18 protein-coding genes are annotated in these 24606 nt (G+C 48.8%); 14 read left to right on the top strand and 4 right to left on the bottom strand.

Features of this window, described 5'->3' with window-relative positions; translation table 11 throughout:
* Positions 1 to 47 precede the first annotated feature (47 nt).
* The 14 genes from L0Y31_RS16415 (at position 48) to L0Y31_RS16350 (ending at position 21101) form a co-directional block, all read left to right on the top strand.
* Complete coding sequence (locus L0Y31_RS16415) at positions 48 to 1454, top strand: ATP-binding protein (RefSeq protein WP_234734166.1); 1407 nt, start codon at positions 48 to 50, stop codon at positions 1452 to 1454.
* Between the two features lie 44 nt (positions 1455 to 1498).
* Positions 1499 to 1876 (top strand): response regulator, encoded by a 378-nt coding sequence (locus tag L0Y31_RS16410; RefSeq protein ID WP_234734165.1) that lies wholly within the window; start codon positions 1499 to 1501, stop codon positions 1874 to 1876.
* A complete protein-coding gene (locus L0Y31_RS16405; protein WP_234734164.1) occupies positions 1873 to 2919 on the top strand; it encodes an adenylate/guanylate cyclase domain-containing protein in 1047 nt (348 codons plus the stop codon). Before L0Y31_RS16410 ends, L0Y31_RS16405 begins: the two co-directional genes overlap by 4 nt.
* 105 nt (positions 2920 to 3024) lie before the next feature.
* The gene (locus L0Y31_RS16400) at positions 3025 to 3270 is read left to right on the top strand and encodes a hypothetical protein (protein WP_234734163.1); all 246 of its coding nucleotides are present in this window, start codon (positions 3025 to 3027) and stop codon (positions 3268 to 3270) included.
* Entirely contained in the window at positions 3267 to 3536 is a 270-nt protein-coding gene (locus tag L0Y31_RS16395) for a hypothetical protein (protein WP_234734162.1), read from the top strand. The genes L0Y31_RS16400 and L0Y31_RS16395 overlap by 4 nt, the downstream gene beginning before the upstream one ends.
* A gap of 407 nt (positions 3537 to 3943) precedes the next feature.
* A complete protein-coding gene (locus L0Y31_RS16390; RefSeq protein ID WP_234734161.1) occupies positions 3944 to 4747 on the top strand; it encodes an XRE family transcriptional regulator in 804 nt (267 codons plus the stop codon).
* Between the two features lie 298 nt (positions 4748 to 5045).
* Positions 5046 to 10079, top strand: coding sequence for a translocation/assembly module TamB domain-containing protein (locus L0Y31_RS16385; RefSeq protein ID WP_234734160.1), 5034 nt, complete (start codon positions 5046 to 5048; stop codon positions 10077 to 10079).
* Complete coding sequence (gene tamL / locus L0Y31_RS16380) at positions 10076 to 12427, top strand: translocation and assembly module lipoprotein TamL (RefSeq protein WP_234734159.1); 2352 nt, start codon at positions 10076 to 10078, stop codon at positions 12425 to 12427. The genes L0Y31_RS16385 and tamL overlap by 4 nt, the downstream gene beginning before the upstream one ends.
* A 106-nt stretch (positions 12428 to 12533) precedes the next feature.
* Entirely contained in the window at positions 12534 to 13220 is a 687-nt protein-coding gene (locus tag L0Y31_RS16375; protein ID WP_234734158.1) for a response regulator transcription factor, read from the top strand.
* A 96-nt stretch (positions 13221 to 13316) separates the two neighbouring features.
* Positions 13317 to 14684 (top strand): HAMP domain-containing sensor histidine kinase, encoded by a 1368-nt coding sequence (locus tag L0Y31_RS16370; protein ID WP_234737188.1) that lies wholly within the window; start codon positions 13317 to 13319, stop codon positions 14682 to 14684.
* A gap of 98 nt (positions 14685 to 14782) precedes the next feature.
* Positions 14783 to 16039, top strand: coding sequence for a TolC family protein (locus tag L0Y31_RS16365; protein WP_234734157.1), 1257 nt, complete (start codon positions 14783 to 14785; stop codon positions 16037 to 16039).
* 6 nt (positions 16040 to 16045) lie between these two features.
* Positions 16046 to 17134 carry an efflux RND transporter periplasmic adaptor subunit gene (locus L0Y31_RS16360; protein WP_234734156.1) on the top strand — a complete coding sequence of 363 codons (1089 nt, stop codon included), beginning with the start codon at positions 16046 to 16048 and terminating at the stop codon, positions 17132 to 17134.
* The gene (locus L0Y31_RS16355; protein WP_234734155.1) at positions 17135 to 20260 is read left to right on the top strand and encodes an efflux RND transporter permease subunit; all 3126 of its coding nucleotides are present in this window, start codon (positions 17135 to 17137) and stop codon (positions 20258 to 20260) included. It abuts the gene before it with no gap.
* 403 nt (positions 20261 to 20663) lie between these two features.
* Entirely contained in the window at positions 20664 to 21101 is a 438-nt protein-coding gene (locus tag L0Y31_RS16350; protein WP_234734154.1) for a response regulator, read from the top strand.
* A gap of 91 nt (positions 21102 to 21192) precedes the next feature.
* Here L0Y31_RS16350 and L0Y31_RS16345 read toward each other — a convergent pair whose 3' ends face one another.
* Genes L0Y31_RS16345 through L0Y31_RS16330 form a run of 4 tightly spaced genes read right to left on the bottom strand, consistent with a single transcriptional unit; the run spans position 21193 to position 24595 of the window.
* Complete coding sequence (locus tag L0Y31_RS16345; protein ID WP_234734153.1) at positions 21193 to 22020, bottom strand: sulfate/molybdate ABC transporter ATP-binding protein; 828 nt, start codon at positions 22018 to 22020, stop codon at positions 21193 to 21195.
* Positions 22017 to 22682, bottom strand: a complete 666-nt coding sequence (modB, locus tag L0Y31_RS16340) for a molybdate ABC transporter permease subunit (protein WP_234734152.1) — start codon at positions 22680 to 22682, stop codon at positions 22017 to 22019. Before modB ends, L0Y31_RS16345 begins: the two co-directional genes overlap by 4 nt.
* 3 nt (positions 22683 to 22685) lie before the next feature.
* A complete protein-coding gene (gene modA / locus L0Y31_RS16335) occupies positions 22686 to 23429 on the bottom strand; it encodes a molybdate ABC transporter substrate-binding protein (protein WP_234734151.1) in 744 nt (247 codons plus the stop codon).
* A complete protein-coding gene (locus tag L0Y31_RS16330) occupies positions 23426 to 24595 on the bottom strand; it encodes a cytochrome-c peroxidase (RefSeq protein ID WP_234734150.1) in 1170 nt (389 codons plus the stop codon). Before L0Y31_RS16330 ends, modA begins: the two co-directional genes overlap by 4 nt.
* Positions 24596 to 24606 lie beyond the last annotated feature (11 nt).

The following is a 24606-nucleotide window of genomic DNA, read 5'->3' as shown; positions in this document are numbered from 1 at the left end:
AGGCTATTTTGCGATTTTATGATAAAAGCTTTTCCGAAATAGATAGAATGACGAATCTGCTGATCATTTTAGGTTTGAGCCGGTATATCCGAAAAAACTTACAATTGGCTACGCGCCTGCCCTTTTGGGACAGAGTTTTGGAGTTCATCGTTTTTGGTTCTCTCCTTCTGGTTATTGCCAACATTTCCGTTGAATTTACAGGCAGCGAATCGCTGGAATGGCTGGTGAAGGTAGCTACGGTTTTGTGGTCCATTCTAGTTTCTTATCCCATACTGCTTCGGGTGCTTTATTTGATGCGCGACCAGCGCCAGGCTCTTTTTGTGCTGATTGCTTCGGTTCCTATCATGGTGGTTTATACGCTTACCAAGCTGACGCAGGCCATCTCCATGTCGTTTTACCAAAACTATAAATCCTATTATGGGGGAGCGGAAGATTATGCCATCTTCTGGGTCATGATGGTTGGGGCGGGTGCCTGGCTACAGCGGCGGTACGGCGAACAGGCGCTGGAAAAAGAACGTTTGAAACGCCAGCAGGAAGAAGAAAATAACCGGATCATTGAAGCCCAAAAAGTGCAACTGGAGCACCTGGTCGCGGAAAGAACTTCGGAATTAACCAAGCAGAAAGAAGAACTTCAGCAGGCACTGATCGAATTGAAATCAACCCAGGCGCAACTTATTCAGTCGGAAAAAATGGCTTCGCTGGGAGAACTGACCGCCGGTATTGCTCACGAAATTCAGAATCCATTAAATTTTGTCAATAATTTTTCGGAAGTATCCGTCGAACTAATTACCGAACTGAAAGAAGGACCCATTCAGAAGCTGGCGGGGGATGATAAAGACTACGTGGAGGAAATTCTGGCTGATTTAACCCAGAACCTGGAGAAAATTACGCACCACGGCAAACGGGCCGATTCCATTGTAAAAGGCATGTTGCAACACTCCCGTGCCAATACGGGGCAGAAGCAGCCAACTGACATCAATGCGCTGGCGGACGAATACCTGCGGCTGGCTTATCACGGACTGAGGGCTAAGGATAAAACGTTTAATGCTCAGCTAATTACGGATTTTGCGCCAAACTTACCGAAGATCGAGATTATGTCGCAGGACGTAGGGCGGGTGTTACTAAACATGTATACGAACGCCTTTTATGCTACCAACGAACGCCTGAAAACCAAGGAAGAGGGCTACCAGCCTACTGTGAAGGTCAGCACCAGCGTCCAGGACGGCGAAATGGTCATTCGGGTGCGGGACAACGGCTGCGGGATTCCGCAACAGGTCGTGGATAAAATATACCAACCCTTTTTTACGACCAAACCAACGGGGCAGGGAACGGGACTGGGGTTATCCATGAGTTATGATATTGTGACGAAGGGCCACGGCGGCGAACTGGAAGTAGACACGCAGGAGGGAGAATACACCGAATTTACCATCCGCTTGCCGCTCGAAGTCTTGTAGGCCTTATTTTTTGTTATCTTTGACATTAATCCTGTGCTTGTATCGTGAAAAAAATACTGGTTGTTGACGATGAAACGGATGTTCAATTTTTATTTGAACAGCGGTTTCGGCGGGAAATTCGGAATCAGGAAATTAATTTTTCCTATGCCCACTCCGGGGAGGAAGCACTGTCTTACCTAACAAAGCATGAATCGGAATTTGTTATTATTCTGTCGGATATTAACATGCCGGGAATGAGTGGCTTGGAACTGCTCAAGTGCATCCGCACGACCCATCCTTTGTCTCCCCCCACGGTCATGATGATTACCGCCTACGGGGATAGTGAAAATTATGACCAGGCCATGCAGGCCGGTGCCAACGCCTTCCTGACTAAGCCTTTGAATTTCAACGAACTAAAAGAAAAGCTGAATAATACGGTATGAGTGCTAAAATTCTGGTCGTAGATGATGAAACGGATTTAGAGTTGCTCATTAAACAAAAGTTCCGGCGGCAGATTCGCGAAAAACAATATGATTTTGTTTTTGCGCACAACGGCGTTCAGGCGCTGCAGAAATTAGAAGAAATGCCGGACATTGATGTGGTACTGAGCGACATCAACATGCCGGAAATGGATGGGCTAACGCTGTTGGTGAAGATTGGGGAGATGAGCCCACTTATCAAATCGGTGATTGTTTCGGCCTACGGCGACATGGACAACATCCGGACCGCCATGAACCGGGGAGCGTTTGACTTTATTTGCAAACCCGTCAATTTCGATGACCTGGAAGTGACCATGCAGAAAACGATTCGGCACGTCCAGCAACTGCGTGAAACCCTGCAAGCCGTAAAAGAAAACGATATTCTGCGGATGTACGTCGATGAAAACGTGCTGAAGTTTATGAACCGTCGGGAGTTTGAACTCGCGTTGACGGCTAATGAAGTGATCGACGGCACGGCGGTTTTTATGGATATCTGCGGCTTTACGTCCATCACCGAACGCGAGCGACCCGACGTTGTTGTGGGCCTGATCAATAAGTATTTTGAGGTGATGGTGAAAGAAATCATTGCGCAGGGCGGCCACGTCGACAAGTTTATGGGCGATGCTGTGATGGCTGTCTTTCGGGGCGATTATCATCTAGACCGCGCTATCGAAGCGGCGCTTTCAGTCCGAAGCCACATCAACGAAATTCAGGAAGCCCTCTCGGATCAGGAAATTTTCATGCCCAAAGTGTCGATTGGGATCAATAGCGGCGAAATGATTTCGGGGAATATCGGTTCGGCTACCTTGCGGCGGCTGGATTATACTGTAATCGGAGATACGGTCAATACGGCGCAACGCCTTCAGGCAGCGGCAAAAGAAGGCCAGATTGTGATTTCTGAGAAAGCCTACAACGTAGTCAAAGAATCGTTTCAGTGCCGCTATCTCGGAGAAGTAAATCTGAAAAACAAGTCCAAAACGGTCAATATTTACGAAGTCGTAGAATAACGAAACTGGCAGGCGGCGGAAAGCTTTCCGCCGCCTGCCAGTTTCGTTGAAAAGCCATACTGAAAAAAGCGGAAATGCGTTTAGCTCATGTTTCTAATTGAATCTATGCGGCTAGCTCTACTACTTTTTTTCTTGCTGACGCATTCGCTTCAGGCACAGCTCTACAAAACGTACCAAAAGCCCCGCCGCTTTTCCGCAACGGCGGAATTGGGGGGCATCAATCCCATTATTGCCGCCAATATAGAGTATAATCCCCTGCAAGTTGGGCGGTGTTTTCTCACTTTAAGACTCGGAGTTGGTCACATGCTGACAAAATACAGCATTAATACTTTCCCCATGCTGCCACAGTGAATGTATTGCTTAACCGACGCAAAAACGCTTGCCTGCCGCCCGTTGGTGAATTAAATCAATGGTTTTTGGAAGTAGGGGCGGGTGGCTTAGCGTTCAACAAGCCCCTCGACAAAGGTGATTACCGGTTCACGCCGATTCTGGGCGTCCGGCACTACCAAACGGTTCCCTTGACAACCACTCGGTATTTCTGGAAAGCCCAGCTTACTCCCTTTATTCTGGGAAAGCTGGCACCCTGGGGCGGTTTGGGTGTTGGGCTGATCTTATAGCGTAATCTACTTGATGACCAAAAGGCCAAAAAGATTTAGCAAGCGAAACAGAATCACGGTTTTACCCATCTGAGACGTGCAAACCTGGATTGAGCCCGCAAAAAATAGCCAGTTTTTTGATAAGTTGGGGACGAGGCCGATCACCAGGCAAACAGAAGGTATTTTTGAAATGCACCAGGTGGGCACGCAAGTCAAACCCTTCGGTGAATTCTGGGTTAGTTGAAAAGGATGCAGGTCGAACGGCATGGCAGCTAGGTCAGATTTATTAGATTGCTCTAGTCAACAGAATGACACTTTACTAGCGTTTTCCGGGGGAGGATAACGACTGCAATTTCGTGATTTCTACTGGGATTTAGAAACTATTTTTAACATATTTATGTAACTATTTTTAACATTGATTTGCCTCTATGCTCTATATCTCCCAGAACCTGACTGCCCTGCGAAATCATTATCAATTACGGCTGGAAGATGTGGCCGGACTGATTGATGTTTCCCGACAAACCTTGTCTAAGTACGAAAAAGGGCAGGCTGTTCCACCTACGGATGTAGCGGGGCGATTGGCTATATTTTACAAGGTTACCCTGGACACATTAGCTTACCATGATCTTTCCCGACTAACCACTCGGCAGTTTGAGCAACTTCTTGCATCGCCCGATCCCGCGGTTCGGGGGCAGACGCTCCGAATTAGGGAGCTTATCCGCACCGTAGGGGAGGACAATGAAGAAAATATTGAGCTGGTTCCCGTGAAGGCTGCCATGGGCTACTGCCAGGGTGGGTACAGTGATGAAACGTTTATTGCCGAACTGCCCGCTTTTCGTTTACCGCTACCGGTAATTTCCAAAGAGCGTAAGTATCGTCTTTTTCCCGCTGGTGGTGACTCCATGTTACCAATTCCATCCAACGCGTATGTGCTGGGGGAATACGTCGAAGACTGGTATAGCATTAAAGACGGCGGTTGCTACGTTGTTATTTGTGAAGAAGGAATTGTCGTCAAAAAGGTCATCAATCAACTAACCAGCCAGCGCCGACTGGTGCTACACTCGCTGAACCCAGCTTACGAACCTTATGAGTTGCCGGTAGAACAAGTCCGCGAATTATGGAAATATGTGCTCTACCTGACCACCGATTTTCCCGATCCAGAACCCACGCTAGGGGCCATTCTGGGCGAAATCCGGCAGTTGCGAAACGAATTGAAAAAGCCCCATGATTGAGATCCATAAGCGAAACAAAAGTTTATCGGCGCTTAAACAAGCGAAAATTATCATTCACCGGACCAAGACGGGGTAACCGGTTAGGATTTTATCTATACTAAAGATCACTGATCAAACGGGCTAAGTCCTTTGAGGAAGAAAATCCTCATTTCCTCGCGCAATTTCCCCGCTCAACGCAACATAATTCGGTCCTATGAAGTTGAGATGATATTGACTTTGATATGTGGGTTGTCTTTCATGCACGACAGGCGTCGGTATGAAGCTGCTGATACAAACACCCAACCGGAAATAACAAAACGTGAAGCGATTTCTTCTCTTTTTCCTCTATGCAATACTCGCCATTATTCTGCTGGTGGTTGGGTTTGTTACAGTGGTTGCTACGACAACCTGGGGCCAGAACTTTGTTACGAGGCAAGTGAATAATTACTTAGCTACGAAGCTCAAAACGCCGTTCAAAATTGGTCGGATTGGTTATCATCTTCCCGACTGGATTGAATTGGAAAACATCTATTTTGAGACACCTAAAGGGGATACTTTGGTGGCTGGACGCCGAATTTACGTCAATATGGACATGATGGCGCTGTTAAAAAGTCGCGTGTCTATCAATGAAGTGGAGATGGAGCAAATCCGGCTTAATTTGAACCGTACGTTGCCCGACACTACCTTCAATTTTCAATTTTTAATCGACGCTTTCGACACGGGCGCACCGCCCACGCCAGCCGATACGGCGGCAGCACCGCTCGACATAAATCTATCGGCAATTGCACTTAAAGACGTTCGTATACGGTACAAGGATGATGTGGTTGGGGCCGATGCCAATATTTACCTGGACAGTTTGCGCAGCACCTTAGACAAGACCGATCTTAACCGCTCGCAATACCATTTGAATAACGTTGCTTTGGATGGCCTAGCGGCTAATGTGCGCCTATACCAAGGCATTGATTTGCCCCAGACGGCTCCCGCTAGCTCCACGCCAGCCAGTGATTCAATGGATTTGGCATTGGGTTCCTGGAAAGTAAACCGGGCGCGGTGGAATGTTCGCGTCGAAACGGCTGATTTTTCGACCAAAGGTTCGGTGGGGCAACTTAATCTGGAAACGGATTACTTTTATTTGAACGGGCAAAAAGTAGGCTTACGCTCCTTGTCGCTGGCTAACTCAGACATTGAGGCAGTACTCGAAAAAACAACCCCACAACCCGCCGCGAAAGCCGCTCCCGCAGAACCGGCGTCGGCGGATGCGAGTGCGGGCTGGCAGGTGATTCTGAAGCAAACCCAACTGGCTAACAACCGGATTCGCTTCGACGATCGAAATGCGCCCGTTCAGAAAACCGGCCTTGATTTTGGCCACCTGGATATTCAGAATCTGGGCTTAAACGGTCAGGACATAGTTTATAGTCCTTCGCTCATTACGGCTAAAATTCGGCAGGGTCATTTTCAGGACAAGAGTGGATTTGCCCTAAAACAGTTTAATGTTGATGCGCTGTACGGTGAAAAAATGGCTTCACTGAACAATCTGTACGTGCAGACGGGTCGTTCCATTTTGCGGGATCGTGTGGTGTTGCGGTATGATTCACTGGCGCAACTTAGTGCATTGACCAACCCGCGGGTGGCAGAACGGGTGCGCATCGATTTGAGTTTGCGGCAAAGCTCGCTGGCTGTTTCTGATATTTTGCAATTGGCGCCTTTTCTGGCCGATACGCCGCCTTTTCCCGGCAACCGGGATGCATTCATTCGCGTGAATGCGCGCTCAACCGGTACCCTGGCCAACCTGAACATTCCCGTATTTGAACTGGCGGCGTTTACCGGAACGCGGATGGTCATGAAAGGGCGAATCCGAAACGTCATGGATGTCGACCGCATTGCGCTGGATCTAACCATCACGGACGCGGCAACCAATCGCAGCGATCTAAATAAATTACTGCCTAAAGGAACACTCCCTGACTCATTCAACGTAGCCCCCCACTTGCGTTTAAGCGGTCGCGTGGCGGGTGGTCTGAACAACATCAACGCCGATGCCCGTTTGCAAACCGACTGGGGAAATGTCCTTTTTGATGGGACCTTGAACGGGTTTATGGCGGGTAAAAACCAGGCTTATAAAGGCAATATGGCCTTGCAAAACTTTAACGTAGGTAAGTGGATCGGGCAAGAGGCAACCATTGGCGAAATCAGTGCAGATGCGACGTTCAATGGGCGCGGCATTGATGTCAAAACAATGGAAACCACGTTCCGGCTAAACGTTAGCGAAGCCGTTCTGAATCGCTATCGCTACCAGCGGTTCAACGCACAGGGGCAGCTAAGCAGAGGAAATCTAACGGTGCGTGGTGGTTTGGACGACCCGAATGCGCAGATTGCTTTAAATGCCGTCGTGGGTCTGAATGCGGAGTATCCAAGCATACAGGGCGAGTTGGCGTTGAACGAATTAAATGTCACGAAACTAGGCTTCTACAAAGAGCCTCTTGCGGTGAAAGGTCGCTTTCTTCTGGATTTTGCTTCGACCAACCCAAACCAGCCGAATGGGTCTCTCATCGCTCAGGATGCGGTCATTAATTACCAAAATACAGCCTATCCAATTGATTCACTGTATTTGCTGGCTCGCACGGACGGCAGCGAAAAGCTGTTGAAAGCGGCCCTTCCCTTCGGCCAGTTAAGCCTGATCGGAAATTACGATTACACCCGTTTGTATGATCTGGTGGCGGGAGAAATTAACCGTTATTTTTCCATTCCAGATTTGAAATTCAATCCAGTTCAGCCGCCTTACTATTTCACGTTGGCCTCACAGGTGCACAATCATCCTTTGCTTCAGGCGTTTGTTCCGGGCCTGACCCGAATGGATACGGTGAAATTTGATGCTTATATTGATAATCGGCTGGATACCACCATGATCGCCCGCCTTAAAACCGGCACTATCGAATACGATACAACGGTTGTTCAGAATGTGACGCTGAACATGCTGGCGGTGGACAATCAGCTTTCGTTAGATGGCAAGATTGCGGGTGCTAAAGTCAATGACATCAATATTAGCCTGACCGAGCTTTCAGCAACGGCAGCGGAAAACCAGCTGAATTTCCGGGTGGTCAATAAAGATTCGGTAGGTGGCGAACGGCACGGTCTGGCGGGTAAAGTAGCCTTGAAGGATAGCAATTACGTAGTTCGGTTTAATGCCGAGGGATTGCTGACCAACTACCATTTCTGGCAAAGCGATACCACCGGGTTCATCCAATACGGAAAGGCCGGTCTGCTGGCCGATCATTTTCGGTTGCGCTCGGGTCAACAGGAAATTGCCATCAACAGCACGGAGCCAAAGCCCAATGCCCCGATTCGGGTCGAGTTGAAAGATATCGATCTGGGCGATATGGCGCGCCTGGCTAATCAGGACACCACGCTGGCCGCTGGGACATTAAATGGTGATGTTGAATTGAGCGATTACATGACGGCTCTGCGTTTCAAAGGAGAGGTATCGATCGACAGCCTAGAAGTGATGCAAAAGCCAATCGGGACGCTAACGGCTCAATTCACGGATGTTGATCAGCGGATTAGCGTCAATGCCGGACTGGCGGGACCTTATAACCAGGTTAACGTAACCGGTTTCTATAACCCAGAAAATCCAAACCAGGCGCTTGATTTCAAAGTTGATTTGCAGCGGCTGGATACGCGCACGGTCGAGGCATTTAGCTTTGGTCAATTGCGGGACGCAAAAGGCGGATTAACGGGTAATTTCGACATTGCCGGATCAACCTCAGCCCCTAAAATTGACGGGCAGGTCAAATTTGATTCCGTCGGGTTTACTGTGGCGCAAATCAACGCACCTTATCTGATTAACGACGAGACAATCACTTTCGACAACCAAACGATTCGCTTAAACCAGTTTGACCTGATCGACGGCCAGGGACGGAAACTAACGACCGACGGAACAGTATCACTAAAAAATATTCCTGATGTCAGCTACGATCTGCGCGTGAAAGCCAACAATTTCCAGGTTTTGAATGCGGGTCGGAAAGACAACGATTATGCCTACGGAAATGCAGCCATCACGACCAATCTGCTGGTGCGCGGCACAGGAGCAAGTCCTTCCGTATCGGGTGATATTCGGCTGGAAGATGGTAGTAACATAAACATCGTGCTACCGGATATGGGCCCTTCGGTCGATGAAGCGAAGCAGACGGTTTTCTTTATTGATCACAAGGATACCTTGGCCTTAAAGAAATACCTGATGCGCCCAAAAATTGACACAACCGATACCAAAATCAATTTTCAGGCGCTGAGCAACGGCAATATTTCGCTAAACCTGGAAGCGAGTGACAAGTCCGATTTGACCATTATTATCGATGAATTAAACGGAGATAATCTACACGCCAAAGGAAATGCGAAGCTTACGCTGGGTATGAATGCGGCGGGCGATATGACGTTGCTGGGAACCTACGACGTAACAGAAGGAGAATACTCACTGACTTACCAGGTGCTGAAACGGGAATTTTCGATTCAGAAAGGCAGCCAGATTACCTGGACCGGCGACCCGCTGAAGGCAATTCTGGACATCAAAGCGGTCTACGAAGCGTCGACGGCACCAGAAAACTTGATTGCCAACGAATCGACCAGCCAACTGTCGCAGGCGTTCCGGCAGAAGTTGCCGTTCCAGGTTGTGTTGGGGATGGAAGGGAGCCTGACAGCGCCAAAACTATCCTTCGATATTCAACTACCTAAGAGTCAGAATTACATTGCCTCCGATGAGGTGAAGAAAGCCGTTGAAGACAAGCTGATTATTTTACGGCAAGATCAATCGCAAATTAACAAGCAGGTTTTTGCCCTGCTGGTATTGGGTAACTTCATTAGCGAAAGCTCGTCGAGTTTCTTCTCGGGAAGCGGGGAAAGCAACAGCACCGAATTAATGGTACTCAATAGTGTCAGCAAAGTGTTGTCCGACCAATTGGAAAAATTTGCCTCCAACGTCATCAAAGGCGTTGATGTCAACTTTAACCTGATGTCGCAAAATGCGTACACGGCGAATTCAGGAGGAACGAGAACCGATTTGAACGTTGGGCTGTCAAAAAGCTTCATGGATGGACGCCTGACGGTGTCGGTGGGCCGCAACTTCGAACTGCAAAACAATTCGGGAATTAGCCGAAACCCGTCCGAAGTATTTGATAACCTATCCCTCAATTATAGCCTGACTAGCGATGGGCGGTATGCCGTTCGGGCGTATCGGAACAGCGCCTACGATTCGCGCATCAACCTGGACGGTTATGTAATCGAAACGGGCCTGGCCTTTGCGATTACCGTTGATTATAACCTGTTCCGTGAATTGTTCCAAAAGCAGGAGAAAAAGAACTTATGAGAAAATATAGCTTGTCTTTGTTGCTGATTTCTTTCCTGACAGGTTGCAACGTTTCTAAGTATATTCCCAAAAACGAAAAGCTTTTCTATGGGTCGGAAATCAACATGCGGGCCGATTCCACCGTCGGAAAAGACGAAACTAGTACGTTAAAAAGCCAGTTGGAGGAGTTGGCGCGTCCCAATCCCAACAGCCGCCTTTTTGGCTTTCCGTACAAGGTATGGTTTTACTATTACATTGGAGAGCCCAAAAAAGAAAACGGTTTACGCGCCTGGTTGCGCCGGAAGTTAGGCCAGCCGCCTGTGTTTGCGAGTGCCAAGGCTTTATCATCAAACTCGCTGATTTTTACGTCTTATCTGGAAAATAATGGCTATTTCCGCTCTACGGCGCAGGGTGCACTGGTTGAGGTAGAAAAGAAACCTTACTTTAATAAAGCCGTGTATCAGGTTCAGGTTCAGCCCCGCTATTACCTGGATTCCATTTCGACCGTTGCCGATTCGACGCCCGCGGGGAAGGCACTGGTGCAGGCATCAAAAGGACGAGGCACGCTCCTGAAAGAAGGCGACCCATATCGTTTTGATGTGATCAAAGCCGAGCAACAGCGGATTCACCAGCGATTCCAGCAACAGGGCTTTTTTTATTTTCAGCCCAATTACATTGCGTTTCTGGCTGATACCAACTACGCAACGCGCCGAATGCGCCTTTATCTGGCCCTGAAACCGGATATGCCCAATGCCGCAGGTTTGCAATACTACGTCCGAAATATCTACATCTATCCAAACTATACATTGAGCGTGGGCGGGCAAACCGAAGCGATCAATGACACCAGTAAGGTCAATGCGGACCGCTATAAGGATTTTTACATTTCCGATTCAACCCGATCTTACAAGCCAAAGTTGTTTGAAGACGTGGTGAGTCTCCGGCCGGGTCGCCGTTACAACAGCCGGGCGCAGGATTTAACCTTGTCCCGCTTTATCAACCTGGGAACGTTCAAATTTGTGCGCAACCGGTTTCAGCCCCTGGAAGAACGGGATTCAACGTTTTTGGATGTTCATTATTACCTGACGCCTTCACCGAAGAAATCCATTCGGCTGGAACTAGCCGGCTTGACCAAATCAAATAGCCTGGCCGGTTCCCAATTAACCCTGAGTTGGCGCAATCGGAATGCGTTGCGGCAGGCTGAACTGCTAACCATAAATGGCTACGCCGGGATTGACTTTTTCGTTGGTGGCGGCGACACGCTGGGCTTGACCAACCACCGGTTCGGTCTGGAAACTTCACTGACTTTCCCGCGTCTGGTGTCGCCGATTCGGTTTCGCTACGACCGTCGGCAGTTATTGCCCAAGACTATTCTGACGTTGGGGTATGATTTGATTGTGCGTCGGCAGCTTTACAACCTGAACCAGTTCCGAACGTCGTTCGCCTATGCTTGGCAGAAAAATGCGCAGATTGAGCAAACATTCCAGCCTTTTGGTATTGCTTATGTACGGGTTGCCAATTTTGGGCCGCGCTTCTATAACATATTAGCAACCGGGAGCGATGCCAACGCAAATGAACTATTACGTATCTTGCAAGGATCGCAGCTAATTCTTAATTCGGTCTATTCTGTAAGCTATAATTCATCGCCGCGTACTTCCGGCCGGCGAACATTCCGAACATCGTTCAACGTAGAACCAGCTGGGAACATTGCAGGCTTGCTAATAAAAGACCGCGACGAAGACAAAGTCAAAACGTTATTTGGTGTACCTATTGCCCAATATGTGCGGGTAGATATTGACAATCGGTATTATTATCGCCTATCACCGGGTATGACCTGGGCCAATCGAATAGCTGCTGGTGTAGGTGCACCTTACGGAAGCTCCAACCAGATGCCTTTTATCAAACAATTCTTTGTGGGTGGTAGCAATAGCATTCGGGCATTTCGGCCCAGGGGCGTTGGTCCTGGAATCTACAACCGTCCACGGGAAGATGGTCAAACTTTTGTCTTGCAAGACGGTGGGGGCGATATCAAAATTGAAGGCAGTACGGAGCTGCGACCAAAGTTTAATAGTTTCTTGCAGGGAGCTATCTTTCTAGACGTAGGTAACGTCTGGATGTTTAAAGATACCTTAGCCTATAATGATGGCTCCCAGTTTAGCAAAGATTGGCACAAACAACTGGCAGTTGGTACGGGGGTAGGCTTGCGGCTCGATCTATCGTATTTCGTTCTTCGCTTCGATTTGGCCTTTCCGCTGCGGAAGCCCTATTTGCCGGACGGAGAACGCTGGGTATTCGATCAGATCAGCTTCGGAAGTCGCAGTTGGCGGCGCGAAAACCTGATTCTGAACATTGCCGTGGGTTACCCATTCTAAGCCCAAAAGCAGACTACTTTGAAAAAAGCCGGCCAATAAAGTCGGCTTTTTTGTTGTTTTGTTAAGGAGAAGGCCCCATTAGTCACCGAAATCGCTTATTCGCTCCATGAAAAAAATATTGATAATTGAAGATGATCGTCGGATTGCGCAAAACATTAGTCGCGGTTTGAATGAAGAAGGATACGAAACCGATATTTCCTACGAGGGTTATAACGGGCGAAATCTGGCTTTGCAGCAAGCCTTTGATCTCGTTATCTTGGATATAAATTTGCCGGGTCTGAACGGCTTTGAAATTTGCCGGAATCTGCGGGAGGAGAAACCGCACTTGCCCATTATCATGCTGACAGCTTTGGGTGAAATTGAAGATAAAGTAGAAGGGCTGGGGCGCGGTGCGGACGATTATATCGTTAAACCGTTTGATTTTCGCGAGCTTAGCGCCCGGGTGGCCACTTGTCTCCGCCGCGCGGATCTAGTTCGCAGCCCTGAGCGGGAAGAGGTTTTGCAGCTAGCCGATTTAGTGGTGAATGTAACGACCAAGGAAGTGAAACGGCATGATACGTCGATTGAATTAACTGCCCGCGAATTTGCTTTGCTGGAATACCTGCTGCGTAATCGGGGGCGCGTGGTATCAAAAATTGACTTGAGTGAACACGTCTGGAATTTTAATTTTGATACCGGAACGAACGTAGTGGAGGTCTACATCAATTATTTGCGCAAGAAAATTGACAAAGACTTTTCGCCCAAACTAATTCATACGCGCCCTGGCCTGGGCTACGTCATGAAGGAAGACTAAAAATGCTTGCCTATGATTCCTATACCTACTCCAGACCAGAAACGCACCCGTTTTATTCCCTCAATTGCGCGGTATTTGGGGTGGAATTCATTTCAGATGAAGATAAAAAACCGGATTGCTTTACAATTTTCGTTAATTGTCGCGTCAATTCTGCTGGTTTTTTCCGTGACCATTTACCTCACTTCGGCTAATTTTCGGCAGGAGGAATTTTTCGAGCGCTTGAAAAAGAAGGCCCGCACAACGGTACGGTTTCTCATAAAAGTAAAGGAAGTTGACAAAAGTTTGCTGAAAATCATTGACCGGAACACCCTAACCGCGCTTTACGACGAAAAAGTATTGGTGTTTAACAATCAGAATCAGCTGATTTATGCTAGTGTAGACGACCAGGTTATCCACTACCAGCCTTCCTTACTGGATGAAGTGCGTCAGGAAAAAGAAGTCGAGACGTTTTCGGGAGACAACGAATTGGTAGGCTTGCTGTACGACGAAGATGGCGAGCAACTGGTGGTTCTAGCCTCCGCCAACGATCGATTTGGGAAGAATAAAATGCTTAATTTACGGTATACGCTGGGTTGGGGACTATTGGCAGGCATTGGCGTAACGGTTGTGTTGGGGATTTTTTTTGCGGGTCAATCGCTGCAACCCATTAACCGGATTAACCAGGAAATTCAAACCATTACGGCCAAAAATCTACGGCAGCGCCTTAACGAAGGCCCCAGGCAGGACGAAATTGGTCAGTTGGCGATGAATTTCAACCTCGTGCTAGAACGCCTCGAACAGGCCTTTGACCAACAGCGTAGCTTTGTTTCGCACGCCTCACACGAACTCCGTACGCCCCTGGCCGCGCTTAAATCGGAGATTCAGCTGGGTATGCGGCGAAAGCCAAGCCCCGATGAGTACACCGAAATTATGAAAAACCTGCTGGAAGATACCGACCGATTAATTGGCTTGTCGAACAGTTTACTGTTCCTGGCCCGAACCCTGGAGAACCTGGATCAATTAACCTTAAAGGCGGTGCGGATGGAAGATGTCTTGTTTCTGGCGCAGGAAGAGTTGATTTCGGCGCGTCCGCAGTATCGGGTTGCCATTGATTACGTAAATATTCCCGAAGCGGAAACCGAAACGTTGGTGCAGGGAAATGAGGAATTACTGAAGCGGGTGGCGCTCAATCTGATGGATAACGCCTGCAAATATTCCCCCGATCACCGCGTTGAGGTGCAGATTCGAACCGATAATAGCCACTGCTGGGTTGACTTCAGGGACCAGGGAATTGGCATTGATTCAGAGGGTATTCAGCATATTTTCGAGCCGTTTTACCGCTCAGGAAATGCTAAAATCTACGAAGGGTTTGGTATTGGCCTGTCTATCAGCCAACGCATTGTTGAGTTGCACCAGGGAATAATTCTGGTTGAAAGCCAAACGGGCCGGGGAAGTGTATTTACCGTTAAGCTACCTCATTTATAATTCTAATCTTTTTCTAATTCAGACCTTAGTTTTTTCTAATCTGTCTCTTACGCCTTTCTAAGGTGGCGGATTGATCTTTGTGCCGCACTTTTTGATTTATGCGGTTCCTATTCGTTTTTTTTCTTTCCTGCATTACATTTTCTCTATCGGCAGCTACGCTGGATTCCCTACGGCTTACGGTGGGTCAGGCTGATAGCCTTTTTGTCCGAAATAATCTTTTGCTGCTGGCAGAGCGCTTTCGCATAGAGGCGAGCCAGGCGGACATTATTCAGGCCAGTTTGTTTGAAAACCCTACGGTCGCCGTTGAGCTAAGTGCTTATAATTCAACTCGCAATAGAGTGCTGGATGTGGGCCGGCAAGGACAAAAAATCGTTTCCGTTCAGCAACTTCTTTATACGGCAGGAAAACGCAACAAGCGCATTGCGTTGGCGGAGGAGAGTGCGAAACTAACCGAATACGAGTTTACGGACTTGCTTCGGGCGCTTCGCTTCGATTTACGGAGCCGTTTCTACGAAAGCTATTTCCAGCAGAATACCATTCGTCGGTATGACCAGCAGATTGCTACGCTGCAAACGACGGTTAATGCCTACGAAACACAATACGAAAAAGCTAACGTTTCGCTTCGGGAACTGCTTCGCCTGAAAGCGCTTGTCTTCCAATTGCGAAATGACCGAACGGATTTAGTTTTTCAACTGGCTGAGAATCAGAAAGCCTTACGAACGCTACTGTCCATCGAACAGCCCATTACCCTCATAGTGAACGAAGCGGGTCTGACTCGCTACCGTTTGCCTGTTGAATCGGGCGAGCAGCTACGGGAGAAAGCCTTTGCAAACCGGGCTGATTTGAAAGTTAGCCAGTCTTTAACCCGACAATCTGAACTCAACTATAACTTTCAACGCGCCCTGGCTCGCCCTGACCTTAGCCTCAGCGGAGTATACGACCAGCAGGGAAGCTATATCTCCAACTACATCGGGGTTGGTGTTGCCATGAGCATTCCGGTCTGGAATCGAAACCAGGGGGGCATCAAAGCGGCTCGTAGCCAGATTGATTACCAGAAACGTCTGGAAGAGAACAAGCACCTTCAGATTGCCAACGAGGTCAGTACCGTGCTCCAGAAGGTACAGGAAGTAGAGCGGACGGTTCAATCCGTGGAGGGGCGTTTTACCGAACAGTTCGAAGAACTCAGCATTGGGGTAACCAAAAACTTCGGTAAGGGAAATATATCGCTCCTGGAATTTGTGGATTTGATTGAGACCTATAACGAAAGCGTCCGGGAATTAAATCGCCTGAAAGCCGACCGGATTGGAGCTTACGAAGAGTTGAACTATGTCGTTGGAGAGGATTTATTCCGATAACAAATTATGAAAAAAGTATTGATTCCCAGTTTTGTGGTGGCAATGGTGGCCGTATTGGCGGTTTCTTGCCAACCTAAGCAGGAGGCAGAAGAAGCGGAGGCATTTATGCTGTCTGATACCATGATGCACCGCATTCGGATCGACAGCGCCGTGACCCAGACTGTGCAGAGTGAACTAACGCTGGTGGGCAAGGTCGTCGCCGACGAAAATAAAGTAATCAAGGTTTTTCCGCTCGTTGGTGGGGTAGTGGAAGAAGTGGAAGTTGAGCTTGGGGATTATGTTCGGAAAGGGCAGACGCTGGCCGTTATTCGCTCCGGCGAAGTGGCCAACTTCGAGAGCCAGATGATTCAGGCGCAGTCAGATTTGTTGCTGGCCCAGAAAAACTTACGGGTTGCCGAAGACCTGTACGAGAGCAAACTGAATTCGCAGCGCGAAGTTATCGGCGCACAGAAAGAGGTGGAAAAAGCCCAGGCCGAACTTGACCGGGTAAAGGAGATTTTTCGGATCTACGGCCTGGGCAAAAATCCGGTCTACCACGTAAAGGCGCCTATTGATGGGTATGTGATTGAAAAAAACGTCAATCGCGAAACCCAGCTTCGGTCCGACAATGCAGACAATTTGTTTACCATTGGCCAAATCAAGGATGTATGGGTATTGGCTAATGTCAACGAAAGTGACATTGGGCGCGTAGGACTGGGGATGTCAGCCTTCATTCAAACCTTAAGTTACCCAGATCAGGTATTTAAAGGGAAGGTGGATAAAATCTTCAACGTGCTTGATCCAAACACGAAAGCCATGACGGTTCGGATTAAACTGCCCAACGACGGGCAGAAGCTGAAACCAGAGATGCACGCAACGGTTTCTTTGCGCTTTGATGAGGGCCAGCACATGACGACCATTCCTTCGTCGTCGGTCATTTTCGACAAGTCAAAGCATTTCGTGATGGTTTTTCGGGGGCGTTCCAACATCGAAACCCGCGAAGTAGAAGTGCACAAAATGTTGGGCGATGTGGCCTATATCCGAGCTGGCCTGAAACCAGGCGAACAGGTAATATCCAAAGATCAACTGCTGGTGTACAACGCGCTGAACGACTAAATGAATAAATTCATCCGATCAATTGTCGGTTTTTCGCTCAAAAACCGCTTTTTTATCTTTTTCATGACCGGCGTGTTGGTCATCGCCGGAATTGTCAGTTACCTCCGAACGCCGCTTGAGGCTTTCCCCGACGTAACCAATACGCAGATTATTGTCGTTACGGAATGGAGTGGCCGTTCGGCGGAGGAAATAGAACGGTTTGTGACCGTACCGATTGAGGTGGCCATGAACTCCGTACAGCGAAAAACCAACGTTCGCTCAACCACCATGTTCGGCTTATCGGTCATCAAAATCATTTTTGAAGATGATGTCGAAGATTTTTTTGCCCGTCAGCAGGTCAACAATCAGTTGCGAAATGTGTCGTTGCCGGAAGGGGTAGAACCCGATGTGCAGCCACCTTATGGCCCTACCGGAGAGATTTTTCGCTATACGCTCGAAAGCCCGAAGCGCGACAGCCGGGAGTTGTTGACGCTTCAAAACTGGGTTATTGATCGCCAATTGCGCTCTGTTCCGGGCGTTGCCGATGTGGTAGCTTTCGGAGGACAGGAAAAAATCTACGAAGTCCGGGTGAATCCCACGCAACTGGTTAAGTACGATTTAACGCCGCTGGAAGTATACGAGGCCGTCACGCGCAGTAACATCAACGTCGGGGGTGACGTGATCGAGCGAAACGGACAGGCGTATGTTGTGCGGGGTGTTGGTCTGTTAACCTCCGGCCAGGACATTGAAAATATTATTATTGAAGAATTGGGCGGTAATCCCGTGCGGGTTGGAAACGTCGCCGAGGTAGCCGAATCGAGTTTGCCGCGTGTGGGGCAGGTGGGTCTGAACAAATCTGACGATGTGGTAGAAGGCATCGTGGTGATGCGAAAAGGCGAAAATCCCAGCGAAATTCTAGGTCGGGTAAAAGAAAAAATCGAGGAGCTAAACACCCGCGTGCTGCCTTCAGACGTAAAGATGGTGACCTTCTATGACCGGGATAACCTGATTGAGTTTTGTACGCAAACGGTACTGCATAACCTGACCGAAGGTATCATTCTGGTAACGGTCATCGTCTTTCTATTCATGGCCGACTGGCGGACTACCGTCATTGTTTCCATCATCATTCCGCTGGCGCTGTTATTTGCGTTTATGTGTCTGCGTATGCGGGGGATGTCGGCCAACTTGCTGTCGATGGGAGCCGTTGACTTTGGAATTATCATCGACGGAGCCGTGGTCATGGTCGAGGGAATTTTTGTTACCCTGGATCATCTGGCCCACAAGCGAGGCATGGATAAGTTCAATCGCATGGCCAAGCTGGGACTGATCAAGAAAACCGGAGGTGAGTTAGGGAAGGCCGTATTCTTCTCTAAATTGATCATTATCACTGCTTTGTTACCCATTTTCTCTTTTCAAAAAGTAGAAGGGAAAATGTTTTCGCCCCTGGCCTGGACGTTGGGTTTTGCCCTTTTGGGTGCCTTGTTGTATACCCTGACGTTGGTGCCAGTTCTGTGCTCAATCCTACTGCGGAAAAATGTTCGCGAGAAAAATAACCCCATCGTCAACTTCTTCGACCGCATTGTCATGGCAGGTTTTGGGTGGTGCTACGCCCGGAAGAAGCTGAGTTTTATGCTGGCGCTGCTGTTTATGGGAGTCACGTTTTTTTCAACGACTCTGTTGGGTACGGAGTTTCTACCCCAGCTCAATGAGGGGGCTTTGTGGGTAACCGCCGAATTGCCCATGAGTATGTCGTTGCCAAAAAGCGTCGAAATGGCCAAAAACATTCGCGAGGATTTGCAGACGTTCCCGGAAGTAAAGCAGGTGCTCTCGCAGGTGGGCCGCTCCAACGATGGGACCGACCCCAACGGCTTCTATTTCTGCCAGTTTCAGGTGGATTTAAAACCCAAAGGCGATTGGGGGCGCAAGATTTCGGTGGAGGAATTAACCGACGAGATGGACCGAAAGCTGAAAAATTACACGGGTGTCCTGTATAATTATTCCCAGCCTATTATTGATAACGTAGCCGAAGCGGTGGCTGGCTACAAGGCAAGTAACGGGATAAAAATCTTTGGGCCAGATATCTACGAGCTGGAAAAATACTCCCGCCAGGTGATGAAAGCCGTGCAGGACGTGTCCGGTGTGCGGGATTTAGGCGTCATTCGAAATGTCGGTCAGCCGGAGATCAGTGTTTTGTTTCATGACAATAAAATGGCACTTTACGGGGTTTCAACCGCCGAGGCTCAGGCTGTAATTGAGATGGCCATTGGAGGGAAAACCGCATCGGTTCTCTACGAAGGTGAGCGGAAATTCGACATTCGGATTCGTTATCAGGAGCAGTACCGCCGCCACGAAGATGACATTATGCGTCTGATGGTGCCGACGATGCGGGGGGGTAAAATTCCGTTGAGTGAAATCGCCACCATTCGTAAAATGACAGGTCCGGCCTTTATCTACCGGGATTTGAATAAACGGTTTATCGGTGTTAAATTCTCCGTTCGCGGGCGGGATTTGGGGAGTACCATTGCCGAAGCCCAGCGGCGCGTTGCCGAAAAAGTTAATCTTCCCAAAGATTATTCCATCGAATGGGTGGGTGAATTTGAAAACCAGGTGCGGGCTACGGAACGGCTGAGTCAGGTCGTACCCATTAGTCTGGCGGCCATTTTCGTCATCCTGTTCATCACCTTTGGAAATGCCAAAGACGCGGGGCTGGTCTTGCTCAATGTGCCTTTTGCCCTCATCGGCGGGATTCTGGCCCTGCACGCAACCAGCATGAACTTCGGTATTTCTGCCGGGGTGGGATTCATCGCTTTATTTGGTATTTGCGTTCAGAACGGGGTGATTCTGATTTCGGTCTTCAATAAGAACCGCGCCGACCGACAACCGCTCGATGAAGCAATTCGGGATGGTGTGAAGTCGAGGGTTCGCCCGGTGGTCATGACGGCCATGATGGCGGCTATTGGACTGTTTCCGGCGGCCATTTCAACCGGGATTGGCTCAGAAACGCAGAAGCCGTTGGCCATTGTGGTCATCGGTGGTTTGATCACGGCTACAGTGCTGACCTTGCTGGTTTTCCCCATTATCTACCGGTTCTTTTACCGAAAAACGGCCATACTTAAACCCGCTTTGCAGACCGCAGAAGAATTCTAATTTTTTTCTAAGCTAGCTTTAAGTGTCCTCTAACCGCACTTGACGTATCTTCGTTAAATAACAACTGAAACGATATGTCCTGGTTAGAATATAGTAAGGTTGTGTTGGAAAAAGTCCGGTTCGACCGGCGACTTTTCCGGAAGGAGCTTAGAAAGGCTCTGAAATGGTTGTCGCACCTGGAACGTCTTCAGCTACTTAGCTGGTGCCGTAAATTATTGATTAATAGATCGAAGAAGAACCAAGAACCAGCTTTGCTGGAAACATAGCCACTGGATGAGGGTGCTTGCACGCTCGTCGCTCATGAGAGAGAAAGTTTCAGCTACGCTGAAGAGTAAGGATTGTGGTATAGCCCCTGTTTTCTGAGCAGGGGTTATCTTTTCTGAGGTCATAAACCGAAACCAACATGATGAAAGAGGCTTATCTGGTATATATCATCGATGATGATGAAGATGATCGTTTTCTAATTTGGCAGGCTTTTCAGAAAGCATATCCTGAGTGTTTGATCTTTACGTTTTCCAATGGCCAGGAGTTGGTCCATTATTTAACGGACTCATTGGGCGATTTGCCGCACTTGCTGATTATGGATTTGAACATGCCGGTGCTAAATGGTTTTGAAACCTTGAAGCTGCTGAAGAAATCGCCAGATCTGCGCAAAATTCCGGTGGTCATGCTGTCGACAAGCTGTACGGATTCGGATCGGGCGCGGTGTCATGAACTAGGCGTCGCGAGTTTCCTGGTGAAGCCAAATAGCTTTAGAGAGATGCAGCAGATGACGTCGAAATTGCATAAAAGATGGATACATGCGGGCGAAGAAACAATCGGTAGATTCTTGCCCTCCTAAGAAAAGAAACTGGTTTTTATTGCATAATTTACATTACCAATTCAGATAATGGAATAGCTACCCGATGCAATTCGGGTAGCTATTTTTGTGTTTATCGGTCGGTCTGGCCGTTTATCCGAAGGGAGTCACCGACCTTTAGATGACGCCAGTTCGGATTTTTGGAAACGAGCTGCGTGGAATCTGTCTGGATGGTCCATTGCTGATGAACGGGGTCGTAATCAATGTGCTGAATCAGCTCCGTGATCGAAGGGGATTGCCTTTGTTCCAAGTTATTGTGATCGCTGACGATTTGCCCGTGTACAAGCTGAATAATCCGGTCGGCCAAGTGGCTAATGTCCGGAGCATGGTGACTAACTAGTAGCGTTGTTGTTTCCCATTCCTGGTGAAACTGTAACAACATCTCACGCAGCCACTGGCTGGCGGTTGCATCCAACGCCGCAAAAGGCTCATCCAGCAATAGAATTTTTGGCCGCCGAACCATCGCTCGGGCTAGGGCCACGCGTTGTTTCTGCCCGCCCGAAAGCGCGGCTGGCTTTTTATCGGCAAACGGTTCTAAACCGGTTCGCTTGAGTAATTCAGCAACCAAAGGCTCCTGCCCCGAAGGTGCCACGTAGGCAATGTTCTGGCGGACACTCATGTTGGGAAACAAGGCGGCATCCTGAAAAACAAAGCCCACGGAGCGGCGCTGGGGAGAGAGGTTGATGTTGGCTTGCGTGTCCAGCCAGGGAGTGCCATCTACAGAAATATAACCTTGCCGAGGCGTTTCCAGGCCCGCTAGTAAACGTAAAAGAGTGGTTTTTCCAGAACCCGAAGGCCCGATCAAGGCGGTTAAGTTGCCTTTCGCCAGCTCTAGTTTAACGCGAAGCTCATTGATCCCCGACGCAAAAAATCGATCCATGACCGCTTCGAGTTGAATCATAAAGTTACGCGTTTATTAAACCAGTAGACTAGTAGTAAAATAGTGAAGGAAAGGCTCAGCAATAAGGCGGCGTAGGCGTGCGCTGCTTCAAAATTCAGAAGTTCAACTTCATCGTAGATGGCGATGGAAGCCACCCGAGTCTGGCCCGGAAGATTGCCGCCGATCATCAGAACCAGGCCAAATTCGCCAATGGTGTGCGCAAACGAAAGCACAATGCCCGTCAGCAAGGCGGGTTTGCAGTTGGGCAGTAGTACTTTATAAAGCGTTCGAAAAGGCGATTGACCGAGCGTGTAGGAGGCTTCGCGCCACGATGCCGGTAGGTTTTCCAGGCCCGCCTGAACCGGATGAACCATAAATGGAAGGCTGTAAATCAAAGATGCAACCACCAGCCCCTCAAAGGAAAAAACGAGTTGCAGATTGAAGGTTTCCAGTAACCATTTTCCTGGGTCACTGGTTGGGCTAAAGGCTAGCAAAAGATAAAAACCCAGTACTGAAGGTGGGAGGACCAATGGCAGACTAATAATGGTTTCGACTACAGGTTTTAAGCGGAAACGGCTCAAAGCCAGCCAGCTGGCCAACGGAACGCCAATTACAAGAAGCAGTAACGTGGTGATGCCAGCCAAGCGTAAGGTTAAAAAAATGGGTTGCCAGTCAACAGCCATGCGTTAGGGTTTGGGTAAGCGGTAACCAAATTTTTGCAATATACGCCGTGCCGGTTGAGTTTGCAGAAACTCAATAAACTGTTTGGCCGCCGCCGGCTGCGTCGTTCGTTTCAAAATAACAACGCCCTGCGCTATGGGTTGATAGTCCGAAGTGGGAAGTTCGAGCCAGCGGCCTTTCTGGCGTAGGCTCGGGTCCAAAACCACCGATTTTGCCGTAAATCCTATTTCCGCCGAACCCGTTAAAATGTACTGGTTCACCTGCGAAATGCTTTCGCCGTACACGAGTTTAGCCTTTAAGTGTTCCAGTAACTTTTGTTTTTGAATGAGCGTAATCGCCGCTTCGCCGTAGGGAGCCAGAGCGGGATTAGCAATCGCAATGTGGCGAACTGCCGGATCGGTCAGGAATTTTAAATTTTTATCCAGCTTTATTGCTCCCTGCGTCCATAAAACCAGTGTGCCGTAGCCATAAATAACTGGCGGCGTGAGCGTTAATCCTTCTTTATTGAGTGTTTGCGGATAAGAAACATCAGCCGACAGAAACACATCATAGGGAGCGCCTTGCTGGATTTGAGTTGTTAATTTTCCGGATGAGCTAACTATGGATTCCACGGCAATACCCCGGCTTTTCTGAAAGGCCGCCGATAATTCCTTCATCATAAATTGGGCGTTGGCTGCCACAGCAACCCGAAGCGGCTGAGCCACCAAACTAATAGGAAGCAGGAGGAAAAGAAGAATAATTTTTTTCATGGAGTACGAGGCGAGGATTGACTTTTTTGGGGAGGCAAACTGGATTTTTGAGTACTTAAATGGGTAAGATGCGGGTCCGAAAAGGCGGGGTTCGTAATGAATCCCTGATCCGTAAATAAATGAAGAAACGCAATCAGGTCCTGCTTTTCCTGTGGTGTCATTTGGTTTCTGCTCACGTCGGTAGGCATTAACTCAGGACTAAGCGTAGACGAAGCCTGAATATGATCACTGTAATGATCCAGAACCTCTTCCAGGCTGGCAAAGCGGCCGTCGTGCATGTAAGGGGCCGTCAACGTAATGTTGCGAAGTGTCGGAACGCGGAAACGGCCCTGGTCTTGTTCCATACCCGTAATTTCCCGGCGACCTGGATCCTTAGGGATACGATCTAAGCCATTGTTGTGAAAAACTTCCTGATAAAGTTTAGGTCCTCCGTGGCAATGCGCACAGTTACCACCCCGAACTTGGCGTTCCATGGCTGGAGCCGTCGTGAATAACTTCAAACCCCGACTTTCGGCTTCCGATAAAACGTACTGGCCCCGTAAGTAAGCATCGTAGGGCGAATTGGCGGAAATAAGCGTGCGCTCAAACTGAGCAATGGCTCTAATCATTCTTTCTGGCGTGATGATATCGGAACCAAAAACCTGCTTGAAGAGGGGCGGGTACAAAGCCATTTGTTGCAGTTTTCGGGCGGCTACTACCGCCGGCTGGCCCATTTCGTCGGGATGCGACAGGGGAATTAGTGCCTGGTCTTCCAGACTCCTGGCCCGTCCATCCCAGAAAAAGTTACGGACCCAAAGCAGATTCGCCAGCGACATGGAATTGCGGCGCGTCGGTCTGCCACTTACCCCTGTGCTAAAGGGAAGCCCGTCGGTAAACGCCCGGTGTTGCTGGTGACAGCTCCCGCAGGAAATTTTATTGGTTGAAGAAAGCCGGGTTTCGTAAAACAAAAGGCGCCCTAAGTAGACTCCTTGCTTCGTTAACGGATTGTTATCTGGAATTGTAAAACGGTTACCGAAGGCGGCGGGATAAATAAACGGGTAAGGCTCTAGCTGCGATGTCCTAGGATTTTTGGGTAAATGCAGGATCTCACGAGCCGGTGACCACGCTAGTAGCGCCATCGCTCCGATACCCGTAAAACTGCCCAATAACCACCGCAACTGCCTCATCAAGTTAGTAT

Source organism: Tellurirhabdus bombi (assembly GCF_021484805.1).
Lineage (GTDB): Bacteria > Bacteroidota > Bacteroidia > Cytophagales > Spirosomataceae > Tellurirhabdus > Tellurirhabdus bombi.
This window is presented reverse-complemented; position numbering and strand designations above follow the sequence as displayed.